At 70.0% G+C, this 24,067-nt stretch carries 21 protein-coding genes and 1 tRNA gene; 15 read left to right on the plus strand and 7 right to left on the minus strand.

The window, feature by feature from the left end:
• The first annotated feature begins 18 nt into the window (after positions 1 to 18).
• The 5 genes from B3S45_RS08745 (at position 19) to B3S45_RS08765 (ending at position 5,389) form a co-directional block, all read left to right on the plus strand.
• The gene (locus tag B3S45_RS08745; RefSeq protein ID WP_071044410.1) at positions 19 to 1,491 is read left to right on the plus strand and encodes a malate:quinone oxidoreductase; all 1,473 of its coding nucleotides are present in this window, start codon (positions 19 to 21) and stop codon (positions 1,489 to 1,491) included.
• Between the two features lie 61 nt (positions 1,492 to 1,552).
• Positions 1,553 to 2,209, plus strand: a complete 657-nt coding sequence (locus B3S45_RS08750) for a thymidine kinase (RefSeq protein ID WP_286719824.1) — start codon at positions 1,553 to 1,555, stop codon at positions 2,207 to 2,209.
• A gap of 35 nt (positions 2,210 to 2,244) precedes the next feature.
• Complete coding sequence (gene galE / locus B3S45_RS08755; protein ID WP_071044412.1) at positions 2,245 to 3,267, plus strand: UDP-glucose 4-epimerase GalE; 1,023 nt, start codon at positions 2,245 to 2,247, stop codon at positions 3,265 to 3,267.
• A gap of 81 nt (positions 3,268 to 3,348) precedes the next feature.
• On the plus strand, positions 3,349 to 4,065 hold the full coding sequence (locus tag B3S45_RS08760) for a FadR/GntR family transcriptional regulator (RefSeq protein WP_071044413.1): 717 nt from the start codon (positions 3,349 to 3,351) through the stop codon (positions 4,063 to 4,065).
• Between the two features lie 28 nt (positions 4,066 to 4,093).
• Positions 4,094 to 5,389: an alpha-hydroxy acid oxidase gene (locus B3S45_RS08765; protein ID WP_286719828.1), complete on the plus strand. Its 1,296-nt coding sequence runs from the start codon at positions 4,094 to 4,096 to the stop codon at positions 5,387 to 5,389.
• A gap of 136 nt (positions 5,390 to 5,525) precedes the next feature.
• Here B3S45_RS08765 and B3S45_RS08770 read toward each other — a convergent pair whose 3' ends face one another.
• The 5 genes from B3S45_RS08770 to B3S45_RS08790 form a co-directional block, all read right to left on the minus strand.
• Positions 5,526 to 6,305, minus strand: a complete 780-nt coding sequence (locus tag B3S45_RS08770) for an HAD-IIB family hydrolase (RefSeq protein WP_286719829.1) — start codon at positions 6,303 to 6,305, stop codon at positions 5,526 to 5,528.
• Between the two features lie 81 nt (positions 6,306 to 6,386).
• Positions 6,387 to 6,460, minus strand: a tRNA-Pro gene (locus B3S45_RS08775).
• A gap of 69 nt (positions 6,461 to 6,529) precedes the next feature.
• Positions 6,530 to 8,989, minus strand: a complete 2,460-nt coding sequence (locus B3S45_RS08780; RefSeq protein WP_286719831.1) for a hypothetical protein — start codon at positions 8,987 to 8,989, stop codon at positions 6,530 to 6,532.
• 96 nt (positions 8,990 to 9,085) lie between these two features.
• Positions 9,086 to 10,021 (minus strand): metallophosphoesterase, encoded by a 936-nt coding sequence (locus tag B3S45_RS08785; RefSeq protein WP_071044417.1) that lies wholly within the window; start codon positions 10,019 to 10,021, stop codon positions 9,086 to 9,088.
• On the minus strand, positions 10,021 to 12,756 hold the full coding sequence (locus B3S45_RS08790) for a transglycosylase domain-containing protein (RefSeq protein ID WP_071044418.1): 2,736 nt from the start codon (positions 12,754 to 12,756) through the stop codon (positions 10,021 to 10,023). The genes B3S45_RS08785 and B3S45_RS08790 overlap by 1 nt, the downstream gene beginning before the upstream one ends.
• Positions 12,757 to 12,842: 86 nt before the next feature.
• Here B3S45_RS08790 and B3S45_RS08795 point away from each other — a divergent pair, with 86 nt between their 5' ends.
• Positions 12,843 to 13,070, plus strand: coding sequence for a DUF4177 domain-containing protein (locus B3S45_RS08795; RefSeq protein ID WP_071044419.1), 228 nt, complete (start codon positions 12,843 to 12,845; stop codon positions 13,068 to 13,070).
• Entirely contained in the window at positions 13,067 to 13,534 is a 468-nt protein-coding gene (locus B3S45_RS08800; RefSeq protein WP_071044420.1) for a RidA family protein, read from the plus strand. Before B3S45_RS08795 ends, B3S45_RS08800 begins: the two co-directional genes overlap by 4 nt.
• Before the next feature lie 8 nt (positions 13,535 to 13,542).
• Here B3S45_RS08800 and B3S45_RS08805 read toward each other — a convergent pair whose 3' ends face one another.
• Positions 13,543 to 14,118 (minus strand): uracil-DNA glycosylase family protein, encoded by a 576-nt coding sequence (locus B3S45_RS08805; protein ID WP_286719834.1) that lies wholly within the window; start codon positions 14,116 to 14,118, stop codon positions 13,543 to 13,545.
• Between the two features lie 35 nt (positions 14,119 to 14,153).
• Positions 14,154 to 16,127 carry an acetate--CoA ligase gene (gene acs / locus B3S45_RS08810; protein ID WP_286719835.1) on the minus strand — a complete coding sequence of 658 codons (1,974 nt, stop codon included), beginning with the start codon at positions 16,125 to 16,127 and terminating at the stop codon, positions 14,154 to 14,156.
• Between the two features lie 403 nt (positions 16,128 to 16,530).
• Here acs and B3S45_RS08815 point away from each other — a divergent pair, with 403 nt between their 5' ends.
• From B3S45_RS08815 to B3S45_RS08850, 8 genes are all read left to right on the plus strand, one after another.
• Positions 16,531 to 17,586 (plus strand): TadA family conjugal transfer-associated ATPase, encoded by a 1,056-nt coding sequence (locus B3S45_RS08815; RefSeq protein WP_194384793.1) that lies wholly within the window; start codon positions 16,531 to 16,533, stop codon positions 17,584 to 17,586.
• On the plus strand, positions 17,571 to 18,539 hold the full coding sequence (locus B3S45_RS08820) for a type II secretion system F family protein (protein ID WP_349675991.1): 969 nt from the start codon (positions 17,571 to 17,573) through the stop codon (positions 18,537 to 18,539). Before B3S45_RS08815 ends, B3S45_RS08820 begins: the two co-directional genes overlap by 16 nt.
• 48 nt (positions 18,540 to 18,587) lie before the next feature.
• The gene (locus tag B3S45_RS08825) at positions 18,588 to 18,782 is read left to right on the plus strand and encodes a DUF4244 domain-containing protein (protein ID WP_143003687.1); all 195 of its coding nucleotides are present in this window, start codon (positions 18,588 to 18,590) and stop codon (positions 18,780 to 18,782) included.
• Positions 18,779 to 19,132: a TadE family type IV pilus minor pilin gene (locus tag B3S45_RS08830; protein ID WP_194384794.1), complete on the plus strand. Its 354-nt coding sequence runs from the start codon at positions 18,779 to 18,781 to the stop codon at positions 19,130 to 19,132. Before B3S45_RS08825 ends, B3S45_RS08830 begins: the two co-directional genes overlap by 4 nt.
• Entirely contained in the window at positions 19,132 to 19,449 is a 318-nt protein-coding gene (locus tag B3S45_RS08835; protein WP_286719838.1) for an Rv3654c family TadE-like protein, read from the plus strand. The genes B3S45_RS08830 and B3S45_RS08835 overlap by 1 nt, the downstream gene beginning before the upstream one ends.
• Positions 19,450 to 19,515: 66 nt before the next feature.
• A complete protein-coding gene (gene topA, locus B3S45_RS08840) occupies positions 19,516 to 22,212 on the plus strand; it encodes a type I DNA topoisomerase (protein ID WP_286719840.1) in 2,697 nt (898 codons plus the stop codon).
• Complete coding sequence (gene tmk / locus B3S45_RS08845) at positions 22,209 to 22,862, plus strand: dTMP kinase (RefSeq protein ID WP_286719842.1); 654 nt, start codon at positions 22,209 to 22,211, stop codon at positions 22,860 to 22,862. The genes topA and tmk overlap by 4 nt, the downstream gene beginning before the upstream one ends.
• Positions 22,863 to 22,872: 10 nt before the next feature.
• The gene (locus tag B3S45_RS08850) at positions 22,873 to 24,057 is read left to right on the plus strand and encodes a DNA polymerase III subunit delta' (protein ID WP_071044426.1); all 1,185 of its coding nucleotides are present in this window, start codon (positions 22,873 to 22,875) and stop codon (positions 24,055 to 24,057) included.
• The last annotated feature ends 10 nt before the right edge of the window (positions 24,058 to 24,067 follow it).

Consider the following 24,067-nt stretch of genomic DNA (forward strand, 5'->3'; position numbering starts at 1 on the left):
CGCGCCTAGAATCGACGGGTGACCGAACCCGCCGACGTCGTGCTGATCGGTGGTGGCATCATGAGTGCCACCCTGGGCACGCTCATCTCCGAACTGCAGCCCGACTGGAAGATCGTCGTCTACGAACGGCTGAGCGATGTCGCCGAGGAGAGTTCGAACGCCTGGAACAACGCCGGCACGGGTCACGCTGCGCTGTGCGAGCTGAACTACATGCCCGAGGCGAAGGACGGCACCGTCGACCCCGCCAAGGCCATCTCGATCAACGAGCAGTTCCAGCAGAGCCGGCAGTTCTGGACATCCCTCGTCGACGCCGGAGTGCTCGACGCCCCCTCGACGTTCATCAACGCGACGCCGCACATGACCTTCGTGCGCGGCGAGAAGGACGTGGCCTACCTCAAGAAGCGCTACGAGGCGCTGAAGGACCAGCCGCTGTTCGCCGGAATCGAGTACAGCGAGGACTCCCGCGTCATCAATCAGTGGGCGCCGCTGCTGATGGACAAGCGTCGCGCCGGTGAGCCATTCGCGGCCACGCGCGTCCCCGCCGGAACCGACGTCGACTTCGGGGCGCTCACGCGCCAGATGTTCGCCGCGCTCCGCGAGCGGGGTGTCGAGGTGATCACCAACCGCGAAGTGCGCAAGGTCAAGCGTCGCGGCGACGGCTCGTGGCGCATCCATTGGCGGGACACCATCGGCCGCACCCCCGGCACGAGCGATGCGAAGTTCGTCTTCGTCGGCGCGGGCGGCTGGGCGATCAAGCTGCTGCAGTCCTCGCGCATTCCCGAGATCTCCGGCTACGGCGTGTTCCCGATCGGCGGTCAGTGGCTGAAGACGTCGAATCCGGCGATCGTCGCCCGCCACCGGGCCAAGGTGTACTCGCAGGCCTCCGTCGGCGCGCCGCCCATGTCCGTCCCGCACCTGGACACCCGCGTCGTGGACGGTGAGACCTCGCTGCTGTTCGGCCCCTTCGCGACATTCAGCCCGAAGTTCCTCAAGAACGGACGCTGGTTCGATCTGTTCGCGCAGGTGCGCCCCGGCAACATCCTGCCCATGCTCAAGGTTGCGATCGACAACCCCGGCCTCATCAAGTACCTCGTGAGCGAGCTGCTGAAGAATCACGCGCAGAAGGTGGCGAGCCTGCGTGACTTCATGCCCACGGCCAAAGACGAGGACTGGGAGCTGCTCGACGCCGGTCAGCGCGCCCAGGTGATGAAGAAGGACCCAAAGAAGCTCGGCGTGCTGCAGTTCGGCACGGAGGTCGTCACGAGTGCGGACGGGTCGATCGCCGGTCTTCTGGGAGCCTCGCCCGGCGCGTCGACGGCGGTGTCCATCATGCTCGGGCTGCTGAAGACCTGTTTCCCCGACCGCGTGTCGGAGTGGGAGCCGCGGCTGCGAGAGCTCATCCCGAGCTACGGCGAGACTCTGAATCCCCGCCCGGAGGCGGCGGACGCGGTGCTGGAGACGACCGCCCGGGTCCTCGCGATCCAGCGATGATCCGCGCAGCGGGCATGTCCGCCGCGACGGGCACGGTCGGACGCCGGTAGGAGGGCGAGTTGTGGCGAAGCTCTACTTCCGCTACGGGGCGATGAACTCCGGCAAGTCCACCGCCCTGCTTCAGGCGGCGTACAACTACGAGGAGCGCGGTCAGCGCGTGCTGCTGGCCAAGCCCGCCATCGACACCAAAGACGCCGATCGCGTCTCGAGCCGTCTCGGTGTCACGCGTCCGGTCGACTTCCTGATCCGTCCCGATGAGGACCTGCGCGCTCTGTTCGCCGAGCATCGCGCGCGCGTTCAGGCGGAGGCGCGGGGGAGTCTGCTCCCCGATGAAGACCCACCGCGGCGCGCCGACGTGGCGTGCCTGCTGCTCGACGAGGCGCAATTCCTCACCCCGGCTCAGGTCGACGACCTGCTGCGGATCGTCGTCCTCGACCGCATCCCGGTTCTCGCCTACGGCATCCGCACCGATTTCCGCACCGAGGCGTTCCCCGGCTCGAGACGCCTCATGGAGCTGGCGCACAGTCTCGAGGAGCTGAAGACCATCTGCCGCTGCGGACGGAAGGCGCTCTTCAACGCGCGCCTGGTGGGCGGGAGGTTCGTCTTCGACGGCGACCAGGTCGCGATCGACGAGCTGACGGCGGACCGCGTGACCTACGAGTCGATGTGCGCGGAGTGCTACCTGGGTGAGTCGGGCGGACGGCTGGACGGGCGCTGATCGCCCGCCGGGGCGGTGCTGGCTAGTCTGGAGGCATGCGAGTACTCCTTGCCGGCGGGGCCGGCTACATCGGCGCGCACACCGCCGTCTCCCTGCTCGACGCCGGACACGAGGTCGTGCTGCTCGACGACCTGTCGGGCACGAGCGCCGTCGCGGCGCAGCGCGTCGAGCGGATCACCGGCAAGAGCGCCCCGCTCGTGGTCGGGAACGCCGCCGACGACGAGGTCGTCGAGAGCGCGTTCGCCGACCACGGCCCGATCGACGCCATCATCCACTTCGCCGCCTTCAAGGCGGTCGGGGAGTCGACCCAGAAGCCGCTGGAGTACTACGCCAACAACCTCGACACCACCTTCGCGCTGCTGCGCGTCGGCCTCGCACACGGCATCCGCTCCTTCGTCTTCTCGAGCACCGGAACCGTCTACTCCGACCCCGCCGACCTGCCGTTCACCGAGGAGTCGACCACGAGCGTCGACCTCTCGAACGCCTACAGCAAGTCCAAGCGCATGAACGAGGTCGTGCTGGCGGATGTCGCGCGCGTGAACCCCGACGTCAATGTCACGGTGCTGCGCTACTTCAACCCGGTGGGCGCGCACACGAGCGGTCTGATCGGCGAGGACCCCACCGGCATCCCGAACAACCTCATGCCGTACGTCTCGCGTGTCGCCATCGGAGCACTCGAGCGCATCGGCGTCTTCGGCGATGACTACGACACCCCCGACGGAACGGGACTCCGCGACTACATCCACGTCGTCGACCTCGCCGACGGGCACGTCTCCGCGCTCGAGAAGGCCGCACCGGGATACGCGGTGTACAACCTCGGCACGGGTCGGCCGGTGAGCGTGCTCGAGCTGATCTCCTCCTTCGAGAAGGCCGTCGGGCGCAAGCTCCCCACGCAGATCCTGGACCGCCGCCCCGGTGACGTCGCGGCGACCTACTGCGACCCGGCGAAAGCGGAGCGCGAGCTCGGGTGGAAGGCCCGCTTCGGCATCGACGAGGCGTCGCGCGACTACTGGACCTGGCAGTCGCAGAACCCGCAGGGATACGCGACCGCCGAGTAGTCACCGCGCCGCCTCGGCAGACGGCTTCCGTGGTCTGACCACAGTGTGTACGATGGTCAGACCACGGAAGGAAAACGTTTCATGGCGGAACCGTCGACGCCTGCACCGTCGCGTGCGTGGCAGATCGTGCTCGAGAAGATCGAGAACGATCTGCTCGAAGGGCGCCTCGGGCCGGGGGACCGGCTCCCCGCCGAGCGGGAGCTCGCCGGGAGCCTCGGCGTCGGCCGCTCGAGCGTGCGCGAGGCGCTTCGCGTGCTCGAGGTCATGGGACTCATCCGCACCGGCACCGGATCGGGCCCGGCCTCGGGTGCGATCATCGTCGCCGCCCCGACGGGCGGCATGCAGGCCCTCCTGCGGCTGCAGGTCGCCGCGCAGGGCTTTCCCCTCCACGACGTCGTGCGCACGCGGCTCGCGCTCGAGGAAGCCGTCGTCGACACGCTCGCGCGGGACCCGGATCGGAGCATCCGGGAGTCCCGCCGCGTGATGGCGGCGATGGCGGCGACCGATCTGACGCCGGGGGAGTTCCTCGCGCTCGACGCGCAGCTGCACCTGAGCCTGGCCGAGGCATCGGGCAACGTCGTGATCTCCGCGATGATGGCCGGGCTCCGCACATCCATCGAGTCCTACGTTCGCCGGGGCGCCGACAACATCGACGACTGGGATGCGACGGCGGCGCGCCTGCGCGACGAGCACGCCGAGATCCTCGCGGCCGTCGACGACGGCGACCCCGCTCGCGCCCGCCGTCTCGTCAACGAGCACATCTCCGGCTACTACGCCCACGCGGGGCTGTCCCGCTGATCGTCCATCGCAGAAGGAAAAGGAAACCATGGTCCAGCGTCAGCTGCCCAAGCCCGCCGAGCTCCTCGAACTCATGCAGTTCAAGAAGCCCGAGCTGAATCCCACCCGGCGTCGTCTCGAGGGTGCCCTCACGATCTACGACCTGCAGCGCATCGCCAAGAGGCGCACGCCGAAGGCCGCTTACGACTACACCGACGGTGCCGCCGAGGGGGAGCTGTCGCTGGCGCGAGCGCGTCAGGCGTTCGAGGACATCGAGTTCCATCCTGACGTGCTGCGCCCCGCCGAGCACGTCGACACCTCGACCGAGGTGCTCGGGGGACCGAGCGCGCTGCCGTTCGGCATCGCGCCGACCGGCTTCACGCGTCTCATGCAGACGGAGGGCGAGACGGCCGGGGCGGGTGCTGCCGGAGCCGCCGGCATCCCGTTCACGCTGTCGACGCTCGGCACGACCTCGATCGAAGACGTCAAGGCCGCCAACCCCACCGGGCGCAACTGGTTCCAGCTCTACGTCATGCGCGACCGCGACATCTCGTACGGCCTCGTGCGCCGAGCCGCCGAAGCAGGCTTCGACACGCTCATGTTCACGGTCGACACGCCCATCGCCGGCGCGCGACTGCGAGACAAGCGCAACGGATTCTCGATCCCCCCGCAGCTGACGGTCGGCACGATCCTCAACGCCATCCCGCGCCCGTGGTGGTGGATCGACTTCCTCACCACCCCCAAGCTGGAGTTCGCGTCGCTGTCGACGACGGGAGGAACGGTCGGCGAACTGCTCAACGCCGCGATGGATCCGACCATCAGCTACGAGGATCTCGAGATCATCCGGCAGATGTGGCCGGGGAAGATCGTCATCAAGGGCGTGCAGAACGTCGCGGACTCCAAGAAGCTCATCGATCTCGGGGTCGACGGCATCGTGCTCTCCAATCACGGCGGCCGTCAGCTGGACCGCGCGCCCGTCCCGTTCCACCTGCTCCCGCAGGTGGTGCGCGAGGTCGGCAAGGACGCCACGATCATGGTCGACACGGGCATCATGAACGGCGCGGACATCGTCGCATCGATCGCGCTGGGGGCGAAGTTCACCCTCATCGGCCGCGCGTACCTCTACGGCCTGATGGCCGGCGGGCGCGCCGGCGTCGACAAGACGATCGACATCCTGCGCACCGAACTCACGCGCACCATGGCCCTCCTCGGCGTCTCGTCGCTGGAGGAACTCGAGCCGCGTCATGTCACGCAGCTGCAGCGCATGACCCCGATCGCCGCTCCGGGAGCCCGCACCGCACCCCGCACGCGGTCGACGGCGTCGAAAACCGGCGCGAAGGCTTGACCCCGCCCGCCCGTTCGTAACTCCTCAAGACGGCGCCCGGCGATGGGCCGGCCGGGGAGTTCGGCGCTCCGCGGCACGATTCTTGCGGAGTTGCGAACAGGCGCGGCGGCCCTTGGCGGGCCCGGTGGGCCGTCTGTCAGCGCGAGGGAAGGGTGGGGATGAGAGCGTCGAGAACCTCGGCGGTGTCCTCCCACCCTTCCACCGCCTGGCAGGCCACGCCCATCGCGAGCACCGGGTAGTCGTTCCCGTCGGGGTCGAGGCGGTCGCCGATGAAGAGCATGTCGTCCAGACTGATGCCGGTCTGCTCCGAGAGCCGGCGCATCCCGTACGCCTTGTCGATCCCGCGGTGGGTGATGTCCACCGAGGTCGAGCCGCCCGAGCGCACCTCGAGGTCGGGGATGCGGTCGGCGACGGCCTGACGCAGCGCGTTCTTCTTCTCGTCGGTGGGATCCCAAGCCTTCTTGGCCTCGAGCGGCGCCGTCTGCCCGAGCGCGGAGAAGGTGATCTGCGAGCCGCGGTCTTCGAGGATGGGCCCCCAGGTCTCGCTCTCCCAGAGACCCAGGCGGCGAGCCTCCTCCTCGACGGCGGCGAGGGCGCGGGTCTTCTCGTCGTCGGTCAGGCTGTGTGCGTACACGGTCTGCACGTCGCCGTCGCGGAGGCGGTAGTACTGGGTGCCGCAGGTGGGCAGCAGGTGCAGGTGCTCGAGCGTCTGCGGGTCGGCCTCCGGCAGGCGTTCGACGACCTGACGGCGGAACTGCGTGAGCTGTCCGCCGGAGATCACGGCGACCTCGACGCGTTCGGCGAGCGCGATCAGCAGGTCGCCGATGCGCGGGTCGATGGCGCTCTTCGAGGGGGCGAGGGTGTCGTCGAGGTCGAAGGCGACCAGTCGGATGCTGTCGGGCACGATTCTCCACATCGTCGATGTTCACCGCACTCGAGGCATGCCGCGCACGCCCCTACAGGAAAGGCCCCACCCGAAGGTGGAGCCTCTCTGCGGTCGGGGTGACAGGATTTGAACCTGCGGCCTCTTCGTCCCGAACGAAGCGCGCTACCAAGCTGCGCCACACCCCGGTGGCAACCCGACGAGTCTACCCTGCTTCGTGCCGTGCTCCCAATCGGGACGGCACCGACGGCGCGGGATCAGGAGCGTCGCGCTCGCAGCCCGAGGGCGGCGAGACCGAGGGAGACGAGGCCGATCCCCGCTGCGGCCCACACCTGAACCGGCGCACCCGCGACGGCCGCATCGGCCCCGGTCGCGGCGAGGTCGTCGACGATGGTCGCTTCGCCCGCTTCGCCGCATTCGCCGCGGTGCAGCACGACCGGCTCCCCGTCGGACGACGTCGGCCGGTACTGCAGCTGTGCGATCCACTGCACCGTGCCGGAGGTCTCCGACACGACCGCGGGTGAGGTGTATTCGCCGCTGCCCGAGACCGGTACGGCGCTGGTCTCGGCGAGCAGGTCGGTGCAGTCCGGCGTGTCGCCGGTGGCGTGCCGGTAGGCGAAGAAGAGCAGCTCGGCGTCGGCCGCGGCGTCGAGACCGGTCACGGTGGCCACGTCGGTGAACTCCTCACCGGTCGCCGCGCGCGGTGTGGCGCGGGTGGTGACGCCAGGACGCTCGACCACGGTGGTCTCCTCCTCGATTCCGCACGCCCCCGTCGAGAGCACGCGCTCCTCGCCTCCGTCCGGCTGCCACCGCAGTTCCTCGACCCAGTAGTACGTGCCCGATGCGTCCGTCGAAACCGCGGGCGAGGTGTGGTCGCCCTCGGCGGCGACGGCGATGGGCTCGGTGACAGCGACGAGGGCGTCGTCGGTGCAGGCCTCCGCCGGCTCCACGCCGTCGCGGACGAGGTAGAGACGGAAGACGAGGGAGGCTGCGCCCGAGGTGGGAACGGGGCCGGTCACCGTCGCCGTGTCGACGATCGCGGCACCGAAGCCGGCGGTGGGCTGCGCGCGTGTGACGACGGTCGGCGGGACAGCCGTCCCGGTCTCCTCGGCGATGCCGCAGCGACCGAGGTGAACGAGCTCACCCTCGGCGTCGACAGCGGTCTCCTGCCAGTAGTACGTGCCGAAGTCGGGAACGACCGGTGCGGTGAAGGTGCTCGTGCCCGGCTCGAGGACGTGCTCGGGGTCCGACGCCCACACGAGATTCTCTTCGGTGCAGGTGTGCTCGGCGGCGACGCCGTCGACGGCGCGGTAGACCGCCGTGCTCACCGAGAGCCCGTCACGGGGGACCGGCGCCGCCACGAACACATCGTCGCTCATGGTTTCGCCGACCGTGAGGTCGGACTCCGCCAGAGAGGACACCGCCGGCACCATCACGGTCTGACTGCGCACCCCGTACTCCTCCTGCCACACGTAGTCCTCCGCCAGACGTTCGCGCACGGGGTCGGATTGGTCCTCTGCCCGGATGCGCCAGACCGCGGTGTAGAAGCCCGGCGCCGTGAGGAGGTCGGATCCCTCGACGCGATAGGTGATCGTCGGTCCGCCGGACGGGTCCGTCGTCAGAGCGAGGGTGGCGACCGGATCGCCGGGAGCGGGATCGCCCGGGTTCGGCTCGGCATCGCTGCGGTACAGGTCCGCCGACGCGCTCACCGGCAGGTAGGCGCCGTCGTCGTCCCGCGGCCAGATTCCCGTCACGGTCGAGAACGTCACTTCGTCGACGAAGACGCCGTCTGCGACATAGCGCTCGGCGACCTGCGTCGTGATCGTCGGCGCGAACTCGATGTCCCGCGGACGCTCATCGGCTCCCTCGATCTCGATCGGGGATGCTCCCGCGGGCCCGGCCGTGTCCTGGCCGCCCGGGGTGGTGAAGTAGCGCACCGCGGCCAGCGGGGCCGCCGGGAAGGCGCCGACGCCGCTCACCGTGACGCTTCCGCCATCGGCGGGTGGGACGACGCGGATCTCATACGTCTCGCCCGCGCGGGCCTTCTCGAGTGTCGTCCCGCCGGACGTGAACTCGGCGCCGGTCAGATCGATACGGCCGGTCCCACCGGCGCCGTCCACCTGTGCGGTGACCGTGCCGAGGAGCACGTCATCGGGGTCGGTGGTGAACACGAGGCGGCCGGATCCCTTGGCGGCACCCGCCGAGAGCGCGGTGGCCTCGGCGTAGTACGAGGTCGCGAGTTCCTGCACGCGCTTGTTGTGCTCCGGCGCGAGGGCCGAGAAGGTCCAGTTCACTGCTCCGGCGAGAGTGTCCCCGCGGTAGCCGAATGCGTGGAGCGTCTCGTCCCAGTCCGCGATGGCCTTCACCGCCCATCCGACACTCGCCGCCTGCACCGGATCGTCGGTCTGACCGTAGGTGGTCACGAGGTGGTTGATGGCGGTGAGCTGTTTCGCGCTGAGCCCGGCGGCGTCGCTGCGCACCCCGTGATCGGTCGTGGAACCGGTGGGGGCGGCGAGGCCGGGCCGGATGCAGTAGGTGTCGACGTCGCCCACGCGCATGGAGCCGTGCCAGCCGTACTGCGACGTGGGCGCCCACGTGCCGAAGCCGGCCCCCGCTTCGGCCGCCTGCGATGTGGAGGGCGCCAGCCACGACGCGATGACGAAGCCGCCGGAGACGACGGCGATCAGGATCCCGACAAGGAGGAGGGCACGCTTCATGCTCCGATCGTGCGGGTGCGCCCGCCCCGGATCGGCGGTGATCTCCGCGCCTGTGGACGAGGAACTGCCGACGGCGTGCTGTGGAGGGGAAGTGGGTCAGGCGCGTGCGGTGAGGGTGATCAGCGACGCCTCGGGGCGGCATCCGAACCGCACCGGCGCGAAGATCGAGTGGCCGATGCCCGCGCTGACGTTGAGGGGCACGTCGCGGCCGGCGCGTGCCCAGCTGCTGAGGCCGCGTGCCTGATCGAGCGGGATGTCGCAGTTGGCCACGAGCGCCGACGCCGAGCCGGGGATGCGCACCTGGCCGCCGTGCGTGTGACCGGCCCACAGGGTGCCTGCGCCGAGATCGACGAGCGCGTCCAGCACGTGTCGGTACGGGGCGTGCGTGACACCGAGGGTGAGGGCCGCCTCCGACCGGTCGCCGAGGGTCTCGAGCGCCCCCGGCAGCGCATCCAGCCGCTCCCAGCCGCGGTGGGCGTCGCTGACGCCGAAGGCGTCGAGGCGCAGTCCGCCGACGGCGAGGCTGACGGCGGCGTTGTTGAGATCCATCCACCCGAGCTCGTCGCGCAGGTAGGAGTCGAGGGCGTCGGTGTCCAACGCCACCTCGCGGTGCTTCGTGCGGCTGGGACCGAGGAAGTATCGGAACGGGTTGCGCGGCGAGGGCGCGCTGACGTCGTTCGATCCGTGCACGAACACACCCGGGATGCCGCGCAGCGAATCGAAGGCGCGACGGATGCCGACAAGGCCCTCGGCGTGGCCGAGGTTGTCGCCCGTGTTGACGACGAGATCGGGCTCCAGGTCGGCGAGGGTCGCCATCCACTGCTGCTTGCGATGCTGCCACGGCGCCATGTGGGCGTCGGAGACGTGCAGTACTTTCAGTGCGCGGCTTCCGGCGGGGAGTACGGCGAGCGTGTGGCGGCGGACGGTGAACAGGTACCGCTCGATGCCGACGCCCCAGACCGCGGCTCCCGCGCCGACCGCCCCCACTGCCGCGAGGGCGGTGAGGGCGGTCTGGCCGGCGCGTCGCGCCACTAGCAGGACTCGGCGCGGTAGTTCACCGAAATGGTGTCGCTGCGGTTGACGAGCTCGCCGGCTCCGGGGCTGGTGCCGGTCACCTGGGTGGTGCCGTTTCCGTCGCCATTCCCGTTGCCCCCGCCGTTGTCATCGTCATCGTCGTCACCGTTTCCGGTCGCCTCGCAGCTGCCCGGCTGGACGCTGCCGAAGCCCGCGGAACGCAGCGAGCTGACCGCATCCTGCAGCGACTGACCCGACACGTCCGGAACCGTCACGCCCTGACCGTTGGACGGGCGGATCGTGACGTTCGTGCCACCGGCCACGCGGCCCGCGCCGGGGCTCTGCTCGGCGATGGTGCCTGCGGCTTCGCTCGAGTCGACCTCGTCACCGACGGTCACGCTGAATCCAGCCTGTTGGAGGGTCGCCGTCGCCTGATCGACCGACATGCCCACGACGTTCGGCAGATCGGTGTAGACCGTGCGCAGCAGGTTCTGGTCGGGAGCGGGGAACTCGCCACCGCCGTACTTCGCGTTCGCCGCCGCCTGCACGCCCTTGCCCAGGGCGTAGCGGTAGTACGCGACGCCGTAGTCGAAGACGTCTTGGAATCCCTCGATGTTGCCGACCCATGCGGCGGTCGCGACCTTCGTGCTCGACTCGACGAGCCACGTCTGCGAGGTTTCGTGCGTTCCGGTCTTGCCGATCACGGGAATGCCGTCGTACGGGTTTCCCTGCGCGCCCGTACCGCCGTTCATCACGCCCTGAAGAGCGTAGGCAGCGGTCGCTGCAACCGATTCGTCCAGCACCCGCTCGCACGACCGCTCCGGGACGGGGAGCTCATTGCCATCGGAATCGGTCACCCGATCGATTGCCTGCGGCTCGCAATAGACACCACCGTTGGCGACCGTCGCATATGCGCCGGCGACCGAGATCGGCGACACGTTGAGATCACCGAGGACGGAGAAGGCGCCCATCTTGTCGGACTCGGCCGGCTGGCCCGTCTTCGCGTTGACGACGCCCATCTTCGTCGCGTCCGCCTGAATGTCGCACAGGTCGAGTTGCTCGGCCATGGCGAGGAAGCCGGAGTTGAGGGACGCGGCGGTGAACTGCATGGGAGTTCCTACGCGGCCTGGATCCCGTGCGAAGTTGTTGATCGCCTCCGCGCCGTTGTCGATCCACCACCCGCCTTCGACACAACTGTTCTGTAGACGAGTGACCTTGTGCACCCGCCCGTTGAGAACTTCGTTGAGAGAGTTCCCGTTCTCGAGCCAATCGATCAGGGTGAACAGCTTGTACGTAGAACCCGCAGAGAATCCGTTGGACGAGCCAAAGGTCGAGTCACCGGCGTAGACGAGTGACGTCTTCGTCGGGTCGCCGACGTCGTCGGCCCGCTCGCTGAACGTCTTGTTCTGCGCGATCGAGAGGATGCGGCCGGTCTCGGCCTCGATGCTCACGGTGGTCGATCCGAGCTGCATGCCGTCGATCGACTGCGGCACGGTCTCGTTCATGGTCTGCTCGGCGGCGAGCTGCAGGTCGATGTCGAGCGTGGTGTAGATGTTCAGGCCACCGCGGCGCAGGGCGGCGTCGCGCTCATCCTGCGTCTCGCCGAAGGCGGGATCCTTGGCGATGACGTCCTGCACGTACTTGCAGAAGAACGCCGACCCGCCGGCCTCGGCACAGCCGGAGGACGGCACGGTGATGTTCGGCTCGATGGGAGACTTGGCCGCTTCGACGTACTGCTCCTGCGTGATCTTGCCGTCGTCGAGCATGCGGCTGAGCACGTAGAGCTGACGTCCCTTGGTGAGGGTGTAGCCGTCGGCGGCCGCGAGGTACTCCTCTTCGGTGATCGTGCCGTCGGCCAGGAGGGTGTCGAGCGCCGTGATGGTGCCGTCGCCCTCGTTGACCTCGCCGTCGGGCGCGGTGTTCAGCGGGGTGCCCTCGCTGTTGGTGGTCGAGCCGCCGGGCTGGTCGATGCGGTACGTGTTCGGGTTCTGAACGATGCCCGCGAGCGTCGCGGCCTGGGCGACGCTGAGATCGGACGAACTGACATTGAAGTAGTACCGCGCGGCGGCCTCGATGCCGTAGTTGGTGCCGCCGAAGTTGGCGATGTTCAGATAGCCGAGCAGGATGTCGTTCTTCGAGTACTTCTGCTCCAGCGCGATGGCGTAGCGCATCTCCTGCAGCTTGCGCTGGTAGCCCTCGACGCCGGCTGCGGTGGTCGCCTCGGTCCAGCAGGCGAGCTTGGCGGCGGCCTCTTCTTCGGCCGTCTCGCCCTCGGCGTTGCTCTCGCACTGCTGGATGAGGATGTTCTTGACGTACTGCTGGCTGATCGAGGAGCCACCCTGCGTCTCGCCGCCCTGCGCATTGCTGAGAAGAGCGCGCGTGGTGCCGATGAGGTCGACGCCGCCGTGCTGGTAGTAGCGCGGGTCTTCGCTGGAGAGGATCGCGTCGTACATGACCGGGGCGACCTCGTCGTACGTCACCGGCTCGCGGTTCTGGTCGTAGAACTGCGTCAGCTCGACGTCCTCCCCGTCGGAGTTCGTGTAGTAGATGGTGGAGGGAAGCATGAGCTTCTCGATCTCCAGCACGCTCGGCAGCTTGTCGAACATCGTGATGGCGCTCGACGCCGCGGCACCGGTCACGGCGATGGCGGGCGTGACCGTGGCGGTGATGAGAACACCGGCGACCGCGCTCAGGCCTACGAGTCCCAGGATCCCCCCGAGCGCACCGCTAGCCGTCCGATTCTTCTGAGGCATAGGCTTGATCGTAGGGGAGGTAGCTGGGGAACCCCTTGACGACCGGCGCCGATCCGCCAAACGCACCGAACCCCCGAGGAGCCTCGATGACGACGTGGGAGTACATGACCACGCCCCTGCTGATTCACAACACCGCCGCCATCTTGAACAACTGGGGCAAGCAGGGCTGGGAGCTCGTGCAGGTCGTTCCCGGTCCCGAGGGTGGTTTGGTCGGCTACTTCAAGCGTCCTTCCGGCGGCGACGGCGCAGCGAACACGGCGGGGCTGGATGCGGCCGCGCAGGCCGCGCGCCAGTTCGACGGAGGTGCGGCGTGAGCGTCTCGGAACGTCTCGCGGACCTGGGGATCGAGCTGCCGCAGGTGGTGCCGCCCGTCGCCGCATACGTGCCGGCGAAGGTGCACGGCGACCTCGTCTACACCGCGGGCCAGCTCCCCATCGTCGGAGGTGCACTGCCCGCCACCGGCAAGGTCGGTGACGGCGAGGGCCTCGTCGCCGCCGCCGATGCCCAGGGCTACGCCCGCCAGTGCGCGTTGAACGCCGTCGCGGCAGCCGCGGCTGCGGCAGGAGGCGTCGACCGGCTGAGCGGCGTGCTCAAGGTCGTCGGCTTCGTCTCGTCCGTTCCCGACTTCACCGGCCAGCCCGGCGTCATCAACGGCGCGAGCGACGTGCTGGGGGAGATCTTCGGCGAGTCCGGCCGGCACGCCCGGTCGGCCGTCGGCGTGCCGGTTCTGCCGCTGGACAGCCCCGTCGAGGTCGAGGTCGTCTTCACCCTCGCCTGACGAAGCCGTCATCCCCGGCCGATGGCGTCACGCACGAGGCGGCGCAGCTGCGGCACCTTCTCCTCGACGAACCACGGGTTCCGCGTGCGCCAGCCGCGCGCGAGGGGCGATGGATGCACGATGGGGTACATCGGCAGGAACGTCTCGGCTGCGCGCACGTTGGCGGTCACATCCGATGACCCGAGATAGCGGCGCTGCGCGTAGCCGCCGATGACGATGCGCAGGCGCACGTCGGCGAACCGCTCGAGGAACATCGGGTGCCAGCGGTCGGCGAAGTCTCGGCGCGGCGGCTTGTCGCCGCTGGTCCCCTTGCCCGGGAAGTAGGCGTCCATCGGCAGCACCGCGACGAGGTCGGGGTTCCAGAATTCCTCGTCGGTCACTCCCATCCAGCTGCGCAGGAGGCGTCCGCTGGGGTCGTCGAAGGCGATGCCGGACGCCTGGGCGAGTCGCCCCGGCGCCTGGCTGAGGATGAGCACGCGCGCCCGCTCGGTGCCGACGATCAGCGGGTCCCATCCGCGCTCGCGCGCCCAGGCGTTGGAGGGATGCTCCGCGACGCGGGCGCGCAACGCGTCGAGAGAGCTCATCGGCCCAGTCTGCCGGGCGGAGCGCGCGGGTGTCGCTATGACGTGATCTTCGCCTGGATCGTGGACATCACCATCGTGTCGGCGAGGGTCGTGGTGTCGCCGACCTCGCGTCCCTCGGCGACGTCGCGCAGCAGCCGCCTCATGATCTTGCCCGACCGGGTCTTCGGAAGCTCGGCCACGATGTAGATGTCGCGCGGACGGGCGATCGGACCGATCTGCTCGCCGACCCAGCGGCGCAGCGTCTCGGCGAGACCCTCGGCCGAGTGGGCGTCGAGGAAGCTCTGCTTGAGGATGACGAACGCCACCACCGCCTGCCCGGTGGTCTCATCCGACGCCCCGACGACGGCGGCTTCGGCGGTCGCTTCGTGCGCGACGAGAGCCGACTCGATCTCCGCGGTCGACAGCCGATGCCCGGAGACGTTCATGACGTCGTCGACACGGCCGAGCAGCCAGACGTCGCCGTCGTCGTCGAGCCGCGCGCCGTCGCCGGCGAAGTAGAACCCGCGATCGGCGAACTTCGACCAGTACGTCTCGACGAACCTGTCGGGATCGCCCCAGATGCCGCGCAGCATGCTCGGCCACGGCTCGGTGACCACGAGCAGGCCGCCGTTGCCGTTCCCCACGTGCTCACCGCTCTCGTCGACGACGTCGACCGCGATCCCCGGGAGGGGCACCTGCGCCGATCCCGGTTTGGCCTCGGTGACCCCGGGAAGGGCCGAGATCATGATCGCGCCCGTCTCGGTCTGCCACCAGGTGTCCACGATCGGTGCGCGGCCCGACCCGATGATCTCGCGGTACCACATCCACGCCTCGGGGTTGATGGGTTCACCGACCGACCCGAGCAGACGCAGACTCGACAGGTCGAACGACTGCGGCACGGTGCGGCCGATCTTCATGAACGAGCGGATGGCGGTCGGTGCGGTGTAGAGCACCGTGACGCTGTACTTCTCGACGAGCTCCCACCAGCGCCCCGGATGCGGCGTGTCCGGCGTGCCCTCGTACAGCACCTGGGTGGCGCCGTTGGCGAGCGGGCCGTAGGTGACGTACGAGTGACCGGTGATCCATCCGATGTCGGCGGTGCACCAGTAGACGTCGGTGTCGGGATGGATGTCGTGCACGACCCGGTTGGTGAAGGCCGCCTGGGTGAGGTAGCCCCCCGATGTGTGCAGGATCCCCTTGGGCTTCCCGGTGGTGCCGGAGGTGTAGAGGATGAACAGCGGCGTCTCGGCGGGGAAGGCCTCCGCTTCATGGTCGGCCGAGGCCGCGGGGACGACGTCGTGCCACCAGAGGTCGCGCTCGGCGTTCCATTCGACGTCGTTGCCGCCGCGGCGCACCACCAGCACGTGCTCGACCGTCTCTTGCGGACCGCTGCCGTTGCGGTCGGCGAGGGCGGCGTCGACCGCAGGTTTCAAGGCCGACACCTTTCCCTTGCGATACCCGCCGTCGGCGGTGATCACGAGCTTCGCGCCGGCATCGTCGATGCGTGCGCACAGACTGTCGGCGGAGAAGCCGCCGAAGACGACCGAGTGGATGGCGCCGACGCGCGCGACGGCGAGCATCGCGGCGATCGCCTCGGGGATCATCGGCAGATAGATCGCGACGCGGTCTCCCCGGCCGACGCCGAGATCGGTGAGCACGTTCGCGACGCGCTTGACCTCGTCGGTGAGCTCCGCGTAGGTCACGCGTCGTTCATCGCCGGGCTCGCCCTCCCAGAGCAGGGCGACCCGGTCGCCGTGGCCGGCTTCGACGTGGCGGTCGAGGCAGTTGTAGGCGACGTTGAGCTCACCGTCGGCGAACCACTCCGCGAACGGCGGATTCGACCAGTCGAGGGTCGTGGTGAACGGCGTGTGCCAGTGGAGCAGGTCGCGGGCCTGCTCGGCCCAGAACGCCGGCCGGTCGGCCTCCGCCCTCGCGTAGAGCTCGGCGTCGCCGACGGCTGCGGCGGCGAACGCGGGGGAGGGGGAGAATCGCCGATCCTCGCTCAGCAGGTGGTCGATCTGACTGCTCATCGGGGCTCCTTCGCATCGGTGCGGGCGGCGCATGCGGCCGTCCGAGTCGCAGCAAATCTAGCCAGCGGGGGCGCGTCGGACCACCCCCGAGAGGAGGTATCGAGAACGCGCGCAGGAGATATCGAGAACATCACCGATATATCGGAAGGAAAGCGCTCAGAAGGCACTTTCCGCCCCGCCGGGCCACGTACACTCGTCTCGGCCGAACATCGATTCTGGCATCGCGACCCCCGACACCCCCCAACTCCGGGCGGTCGCACACGGCGGCATCCCATTCCCCCCATGGGATGCCGCCTTCTCTCTTTCCGGGACTCCTCCTCCACATCCCGCTACCCGCGCTCGGGCATCCACCGCAGCGTCGCCGGAGCCGTTCCGCTGCTCAGGGTCTCTCTACCGTCGGGGCATGGCCGCTCCTTTCGTCGTCGCTCGTCGAGGCGAGCCGCGCCCTGTTTCGGTGGAGACTCCGGGTGCCTCTGTCGCCGTCGCGGCGACGCCTCCGGTCGTGCGCGCCGAGGCGACCTCGCCCGAGGTGATGCGCCCGTTCGACCGTGTGCTCGAGGACCCGAGTGTGACCGACCTCTTCGTCAGTGCCGCGCGCGGCCTGCACGTCGACCGTGGCGGCGGCGCGCGCCCCGAACCGGGCTGGCGCCTGACCGAGGAAGAGGTGCGCAATCTCGCGATCGCGCTGATCGGAGCGGGGGACCGGCACATCGATGACGCCCACCCGTGCATCGACGTGCGGCTCGCCGAGGGCATCCGGGTTCATGCGGTGCTTCCGCCCATCGCCCTCGCCGGAACCGAGATCTCGATCCGGATCCCGCGCGTGGCTCGTCCGGGGCTCGACGAGCTCGAGCGCTCGGGCATGTTCGACGCGCCCGTTCGCGCCTGGCTGGAGAAGATCGTGGGCGAGCGCCGGAACATCCTCGTCACCGGGGCTGCGGGTGCGGGCAAGACGACGCTGCTCGCCGCGCTGCTGTCGGCGGCCGCGCACACGGAGCGCATCGTCACGGTCGAGGACGTTGCCGAGCTGAGAGTGGGGCATCCGCATCACGTGCGCCTGGAGGCGCGGCAGGCGAATCTCGAGGGTGCCGGGGCGATCGACCTTGCGCGGCTCGTGCGCGAGGCGCTGCGCATGCGCCCGGATCGTCTCGCGGTCGGCGAGGTGCGCGGTGCGGAACTGCGGGATCTGCTGGGGGCGCTGAACACCGGCCACGACGGCGGCGCGGGCACGGTGCACGCGAACGGCATCGCCGAGGTCGCCGCCCGACTCGAGGCCCTCGGCGCGCTCGCCGGCTGGGACGATCGCACTCTCGCTCGACAGACCGTCAGCGCGGTCCATCTCGTGATCCACGTCGCCCGATCCGGCGACGGCGCCCGGCGCATCGCGGCCGTCGGCCGGCCGACCCTCGAGGAGTCGGGTCGTCTTCGCGTGGAGGAACTGACGTGGCCGCCCGCCTGATGCGCCGTCGCGTCCAGCCCGACCGGGCCGATCCGGCGGGGACGGTGCTGCGGCTCGCGGTCATGCTGCAGGCCGGTGTGGGTCCCGCCCGCTCGTGGGAGATGCTCGCGGCCGCCGGCGACATCGCGGCGGTCCGCGTCATGGCCGCCGTCTCCGACGGAGGCGATCTGGCCACGGCGATCGCCTCGTCGGCGGCCGGACCGCCGCATCGGCGCCGAGACCCCGGGGCGTCGGAGCGCGCGGCGGCATGGGGTGATGTGGCGGCCGCGTGGCGCGTCGCGACGACGGTCGGAGCACCGCTGGCCGCGAGCCTGCGCGGATTGTCCGTCGCCCTCCGCGACGCCGAGGAGGCGGCCGACGACGTGCGCGTCGCCCTGGCGGAGCCTCGCGCGACGGCGAGGCTGATGGGATGGCTTCCCGCGGTCGGCGTCGTGCTGGCCGCGGCCTTCGGATTCGACACGTTCGCCGCCCTCACCCGCTCGCCCCTGGGCGCCGTGTGTCTCGTGGGCGGTCTGCTGCTCACCCTGGCGGCGCACCGGTGGAACGCGGTCCTCGTGCGTAAGGCCGGCGGCGCATCCCACATCCCCGGCATGGGGGCGGAGCTGTTCGCCATCGCCTTGAGCGGAGGGGTGTCGATCGCACGCGCGCAGGCACTCGTCGCCTCGGCCTCGGCACTCACGGAAAGCGCCGAGGAGCGCGACGTCGCCGAGCCGGCACTCGAACTCTCCCGTCGGGCGGGCGTACCCGCGGTCGAGATGCTGCGCGCATCGGCGGCTCTCGCGCGACATCGCGCCCGCGTCGACGGACGCCTGCGCGCCGCCCACCTCGCCTCGCGCCTTCTCGTACCGCTCGGGGTGTGCACGCTGCCGGCGTTCCTGCTGCTCGGTGTCGCCCCGATGATGCTCGGCGTGCTCGGGGCCGTGCCGCTCGATCTCCCATCCGCCCCGCCCTGACCCGACAAGCGTGCCCCGAAGAAACCACCGCAAGAGATGGAGTATCCGATGTCCTTTCCGACCCTCACCACTGCCCGAGCCCGACGTCTGTTCGCTGACGACAGCGGGGCTGCGACCGCCGAGTACGCGATCGCCACCATGGCAGCCGTCGCCTTCGCGGGACTCCTGGTGGTCATCATGAGATCCGACGAGGTGCGCGGCATCCTCACCGACCTGGTCCGCCGCGCCCTCACGGTCGAATGAGGCGCGGCGTTCTCGGCGGCGGGTTCCCGACCGACGACCGCGGGGCCGTCGCCGCCGAGTTCGCCGTCGCGCTGCCGGCCCTGGTTCTGGTGATCGCGCTGGGGGTCGGCGCGTTGAGCGCCGGCTCCCGGCAGGTGCGCCTGCAGGATGCCGTCGCCGACGCGGCGCGTCTGGCAGCCCGCGAGGAGGATCCCGGGCGGGCGGCCGGCGCCGTCACCTCGGCGGTCCCCGGCGCCTCGGTCGAGATCACGGCGCGGGGCGATCTCGTCTGCGTACGCGCTGCGATCGACGCCGCGCCGCTGCCGATCACCCTGCGGGCGGAAGGCTGCGCGCTGGCGGGCGGACTCTGATGCCAGGCACCGCAGCCACGGTCGGCGCGATCGGTGCCGCAACGACCCTCATCGGAGCGCTCGCCGTCGTCGGCATAGCGTCCGGCGCCGCCCAGCGACTCGCCGGGGCCGCCGACGCCGCGGCCCTCGCCGCCGCCGATGCCGCCTCGGGCGCGGCGACCGGGGTGCCCTGCGAGCGAGCCGCGGAGGTCGCCGAAGCGAACGGCGTCACCGTGTCGTCGTGCGACCTCGTGGAGCTCATCGCGACCGTGACGCTGTCGTCGACCTTCGCGGGGATGCCCTTCCACGCGTCGGCGCGAGCCGGCCCACCGCCGTGACGGGTGGCTCTCAGCGACACGCTATCGGGCGGTGTGTATGGTGTGCATCGACGAAAGGACCCCCCGTTGGCCACAGGCAAGAAGCTCGTCATCGTCGAGTCGCCGACCAAGATGAGGTCGATCCAGGGATACCTGGGCGATGACTACGAGGTGCTCAGCTCGGTCGGGCACATCCGCGATCTCGCGGACAAGAAGCAGATCCCGGCTGAGAAGAAAGAGGCCTACGGCAAGTACTCCATCGACGTCGAGAACGGCTTCGATCCGTACTACGTCGAGAGCGAGCGGGGTCGAAAGACGGTCACCGAGCTCAAGCGGGCGCTGAAGCAGGCCGACGAGCTCCTGCTCGCCACCGATGAAGACCGCGAGGGCGAAGCCATCGCGTGGCACCTTCTGGAGACGCTCAAGCCGAAGGTCCCGGTCAAGCGCATGGTCTTCCACGAGATCACCAAGGACGCCATCCGTGCCGCGGTGCAGAACACCCGCGAGCTCGACCTCGCGCTCGTCGACGCGCAGGAGACCCGGCGCATCCTCGACCGGCTCTACGGCTGGGACGTCAGCCCCGTGCTGTGGTTCAAGGTGCAGCAGGGAACCTCCGCCGGTCGCGTCCAGTCGGCCGCGACGCGCCTGGTCGTCGACCGCGAGCGCGAGCGCATGGCGTTCGTCTCGGCGTCGTACTGGGGGATCGACGCGACGGCGGTCACGCTGCGCGAGGCCACCGACCCCGAGAAGGCCTTCTCGGCACGGCTGGTGCGCATCGACGGGGGAGCCCTCGCGCGCGGCACCGACTTCGACGACCGCGGTGAGCTCAAGAAGGCGGTTCTCGTTCTCAGCGAGACCGAGGCGAACGACCTCGCCGAGGCCATCCGCACCGCGTCGCGCGCATCCGTCTCCCACCTCGAGGCGAAGCCGGGAACCCGCAGCCCCAAGGCCCCGTTCACCACCTCCACGATGCAGCAGGAGGCCGGTCGCAAGCTCTCGATGAGCGCGAAGCACGCCATGAGCGTGGCGCAGCGCCTGTACGAGAAGGGGTTCATCACCTATATGAGAACGGACTCGACCGCGCTGTCGAAGCAGGCGGTCGAAGCGGCGCGCGCCCAGGCCGTGAGTCTCTACGGCGACAAGGCCGTTCCTGCGAACCCCCGGCTGTATCGCAGCAACTCCAAGAACGCGCAGGAGGCGCACGAGGCGATCCGTCCTTCGGGCGACGACTTCCGCACTCCGTCGTCGGTGGCCGGCGAGCTGGACCGCGACGAGCAGCGCCTGTACGACCTCATCTGGAAGCGCACCATGGCCAGCCAGATGGCCGACGCCAAGTACGAGACCACCACGGTCACGCTCGAGGTCGACGCCGGCGGGCGCCGGGTCGAGCTGACGGCCTCGGGAACGGTCTACACCTTCAAGGGCTTCCTCGAGGCCTACGAAGAGGGCAGCGACGAGAAGCACGGCGACGCCGACAAGGCGGCCGACCAGTCGCTGCCGCAGCTCGCGGTCGGAGACGTGCTGCGCCTGACCGAGGTCGAGCCGAAGGGTCACGCCACCTCTCCCAAGCCGCGCTACACCGAGGCGAGCCTCGTCAAGGCGCTCGAGGAGAAGGGGATCGGGCGCCCCTCGACGTTCGCGAGCATCATCGACGTCATCCTCAACCGCGGGTACGTCTCCAAGCGCGGTCAGGCGCTCATCCCCAGCTGGCTCGCCTTCAGCGTCGTGCGGCTGCTCGAGCAGCACTTCGCTGATCTCGTCGACTACGACTTCACCGCGGCGCTCGAGGACGACCTCGATGCGATCGCCCGCGGCGAGCAGAAGCGCGTCGACTGGCTCCACGAGTTCTACTGGGGATCCGACGCGCACGTCGGACTGCGCAACATCGTCGACAACCTGGGCGAGATCGACGCCCGCGCGCTCAACTCCACGCCCATCGGCGACGTGGCGACCCTGCGCTTCGGCAAGTACGGGCCCTATCTGGAGGTGCCGAACGCCGAGGACCCGGAGGGCGAGCCGCGACGGGTCAACATCCCCGAAGACCTGGCCCCGGATGAGCTCACCGTCGAGAAGGCGACCGAGCTGATCGAGGCGCCCGTCGCCGGCGACCGCGTGCTGGGCGTGAACCCCGACACGGGCAAGCAGATCGTCGTGAAGGACGGGCGCTACGGGCCGTACGTGCAGGAGCTCGAGCCGGAGCCCGAGGAGCCGGCGGCTCCCGCCGAGGCCGAGGCCCCGAAGAAGCGCGCGACCAAGAAGAAGGACGCCCCCAAGCCGCGCACCGCGTCGCTGTTCAAGTCGATGTCGGTCGACACCGTCGATCTGGAGACCGCGCTGCGGCTGCTGTCGCTCCCGCGCACCGTGGGCGAGGACCCGGAGAGCGGCGAGCCCATCACCGCGCAGAACGGGCGGTACGGTCCGTACCTCAAGAAGGGCACCGACTCGCGCACGCTGGAGAGTGAGCAGCAGCTCTTCGACGTCACCCTCGAGCAGGCACTCGAGATCTACAAGCAGCCGAAGTACGGCGCGCGCCGCGCCGCCAGTGCGCTGAAGGAGTTCGAGGCCGACCCGACCTCGGGCAAGCCGATCAAGCTGCGCGACGGCCGCTTCGGGCCGTATGTCACCGATGGCGAGACGAACGCGACCATTCCCCGCGGCGAAGATGTCGAGGCGGTCACCTTCGAGCGTGCCGTGCAGCTCCTCGCCGACAAGCGCGCCAAGGGCCCGGCCCCCAAGCGCAAGCGGGCGACGACGTCGCGCAAGACGACCTCGAAGAAGTCGTGACCCGCGGACTCTTCGTCACCCTCGAGGGCGGCGACGGCGCCGGCAAGACGACACAGGCCCAGCTGCTCGCGGAATGGCTCTCCGATCGCGGGGCGAGCGTGGTCCGTACCCGGGAACCCGGCGGCACGGAGGTGGGCGCCCTCATCCGCGACATCGTGCTGCACCATCGGGGCGAGGTCGCCCCTCGCGCCGAAGCGCTCCTCTACGCCGCCGACCGTGCGCACCACATCGCCACGCTCGTACGGCCCGCGCTCGAGCGAGGCGATGTGGTCATCCAGGACCGCTACCTCGACTCGTCGGTCGCCTACCAGGGCGCCGGGCGCGTGCTCGGACGCGACGAGGTGCGCGACCTGTCCCTGTGGGCGACCGAGGGGCTCCTACCCGACCTGACGGTGCTCCTCGACCTCGATCCCCACCTCGCGCGCAGTCGGCTGGATGCGGACGACAAGCCCTTCGATCGCCTCGAGGCCGAGAAGGAGGTCTTCCACGCCGCGGTGCGCGCCGAGTTCCTCGCGCTGGCCACCGCCGAGCCGGACCGCTTCCTCGTCGTGGACGCCACGCGCCCCGCCGGGGAGATCGCCGGTGCAGTCCGCGACCGGGTGGCAGTCCTCCTCGAGGCGCGTTCCGGCGACGTCGGCGCGGCGGATTAGGCTGACGACCATGGATGCGACGGCCGACCCGGTGTCTCCCGTCGACGTCGTCGATCCCGCACCGCTTCCCTGGGACGCCGTGTGGGGCCAGCCCGACGCCGTGGAGATCCTGCGGGCCGCGGCGGCGGATCCCACGGCGATGACGCACGCGTGGCTCATCACCGGACCCCCCGGCTCCGGGCGCTCGACCCTCGCCTACGCGTTCGCGGCGGCGCTGATCGCGGAGCCCGGCGACGAGACGGTGATGCGGCAGGTGCTCGCCCGCACCCATCCCGATCTGACGGCGCTGCGCACGGAGCAGGTCATCATCCGCATCGACGAGGCGCGCAAGCTCGTCGAACGCGCCTTCTACGCGCCGTCGCTCGGTCGGCACCGCGTGATCGTGGTGGAGGACGCGGATCGCATGGCCGAGCGCACCTCGAACGTGCTGCTGAAGGCCCTCGAGGAACCACCCGACCACACGGTGTGGGTGCTCTGCGCGCCGAGCGACGCCGATCTGCTCCCGACCATCCGCTCGCGGGTGCGCACCCTGCGGCTCCGCGACCCGGAGGTCGACGACGTCGCCCGCCTGATCGTGCAGCGCACCGGCGCCGATCCCGGGGTCGCCGAGCAGTCGGCGCGGCACGCCCAGCGGCACATCGGCATGGCGCAGCGTCTGGCGACCGACGTGGCCGCCCGAGCGCGACGCGAGGAAACCCTTCGCGGCGTGCTCGGCGTGCGCGGGGTCGGCGACGCGGTCGAGGTCGCCGCGCGCATCGTGCAGGCGGCCACCGACGACGCGAAGGCGCTCACCGCGGAACGCGACGAGGCCGAGCGCGCCGACCTGCGGCGCACGCTCGGGGTCGCCGACGGTGCCGCACTGCCGCCCGCCGTGCGCTCCCAGGTGACCGCGCTCGAGGATGAGCAGAAGCGTCGCGCGACCCGGAGTCTGCGCGACGGCATCGACCGGGTGCTCACCGATCTGCAGTCGATGTACCGCGATGTCGTGATGCTGGCCTTCGAGCGCGAGGCGGACATGATCAACCGCGAGCTCGAGTCGGAACTGCGCGCGCTCGCTCAGACCTGGGGCCCGCGGCGCGCCCTGGTGGTACTGGATCGCATCGCCGAGACGCGGCGCAACCTCGAACAGAACGTCAACCCCACCCTGGCCCTCGAGAGCTTGCTGGTCACCGTCGCCAGCGGGAGGACACCGTGAAGACCACCCT

Source organism: Microbacterium sp. UBA1612 (assembly GCF_002321605.1).
Classification (GTDB): domain Bacteria; phylum Actinomycetota; class Actinomycetes; order Actinomycetales; family Microbacteriaceae; genus Microbacterium; species Microbacterium luteum.

What these genes read in the sequence shown, in the direction of transcription:
- B3S45_RS08770 (WP_286719829.1), bottom strand. Translation starts at nt 6,305, where the DNA reads ATGTGGAGAATCGTGCCCGACAGCATCCGACTGGTCGCCTTCGACCTC.
- B3S45_RS08780 (WP_286719831.1), bottom strand. Translation starts at nt 8,989, where the DNA reads ATGAAGCGTGCCCTCCTCCTTGTCGGGATCCTGATCGCCGTCGTCTCC.
- B3S45_RS08790 (WP_071044418.1), bottom strand. Translation starts at nt 12,756, where the DNA reads ATGCCTCAGAAGAATCGGACGGCTAGCGGTGCGCTCGGGGGGATCCTG.
- B3S45_RS08815 (WP_194384793.1), top strand. Translation starts at nt 16,531, where the DNA reads ATGGCCGCTCCTTTCGTCGTCGCTCGTCGAGGCGAGCCGCGCCCTGTT.
- B3S45_RS08825 (WP_143003687.1), top strand. Translation starts at nt 18,588, where the DNA reads ATGTCCTTTCCGACCCTCACCACTGCCCGAGCCCGACGTCTGTTCGCT.
- B3S45_RS08850 (WP_071044426.1), top strand. Translation starts at nt 22,873, where the DNA reads ATGGATGCGACGGCCGACCCGGTGTCTCCCGTCGACGTCGTCGATCCC.
- B3S45_RS08835 (WP_286719838.1), top strand. Translation starts at nt 19,132, where the DNA reads ATGCCAGGCACCGCAGCCACGGTCGGCGCGATCGGTGCCGCAACGACC.
- acs (WP_286719835.1), bottom strand. Translation starts at nt 16,127, where the DNA reads ATGAGCAGTCAGATCGACCACCTGCTGAGCGAGGATCGGCGATTCTCC.
- B3S45_RS08765 (WP_286719828.1), top strand. Translation starts at nt 4,094, where the DNA reads ATGGTCCAGCGTCAGCTGCCCAAGCCCGCCGAGCTCCTCGAACTCATG.
- B3S45_RS08805 (WP_286719834.1), bottom strand. Translation starts at nt 14,118, where the DNA reads ATGAGCTCTCTCGACGCGTTGCGCGCCCGCGTCGCGGAGCATCCCTCC.
- galE (WP_071044412.1), top strand. Translation starts at nt 2,245, where the DNA reads ATGCGAGTACTCCTTGCCGGCGGGGCCGGCTACATCGGCGCGCACACC.
- B3S45_RS08830 (WP_194384794.1), top strand. Translation starts at nt 18,779, where the DNA reads ATGAGGCGCGGCGTTCTCGGCGGCGGGTTCCCGACCGACGACCGCGGG.
- B3S45_RS08795 (WP_071044419.1), top strand. Translation starts at nt 12,843, where the DNA reads ATGACGACGTGGGAGTACATGACCACGCCCCTGCTGATTCACAACACC.
- B3S45_RS08760 (WP_071044413.1), top strand. Translation starts at nt 3,349, where the DNA reads ATGGCGGAACCGTCGACGCCTGCACCGTCGCGTGCGTGGCAGATCGTG.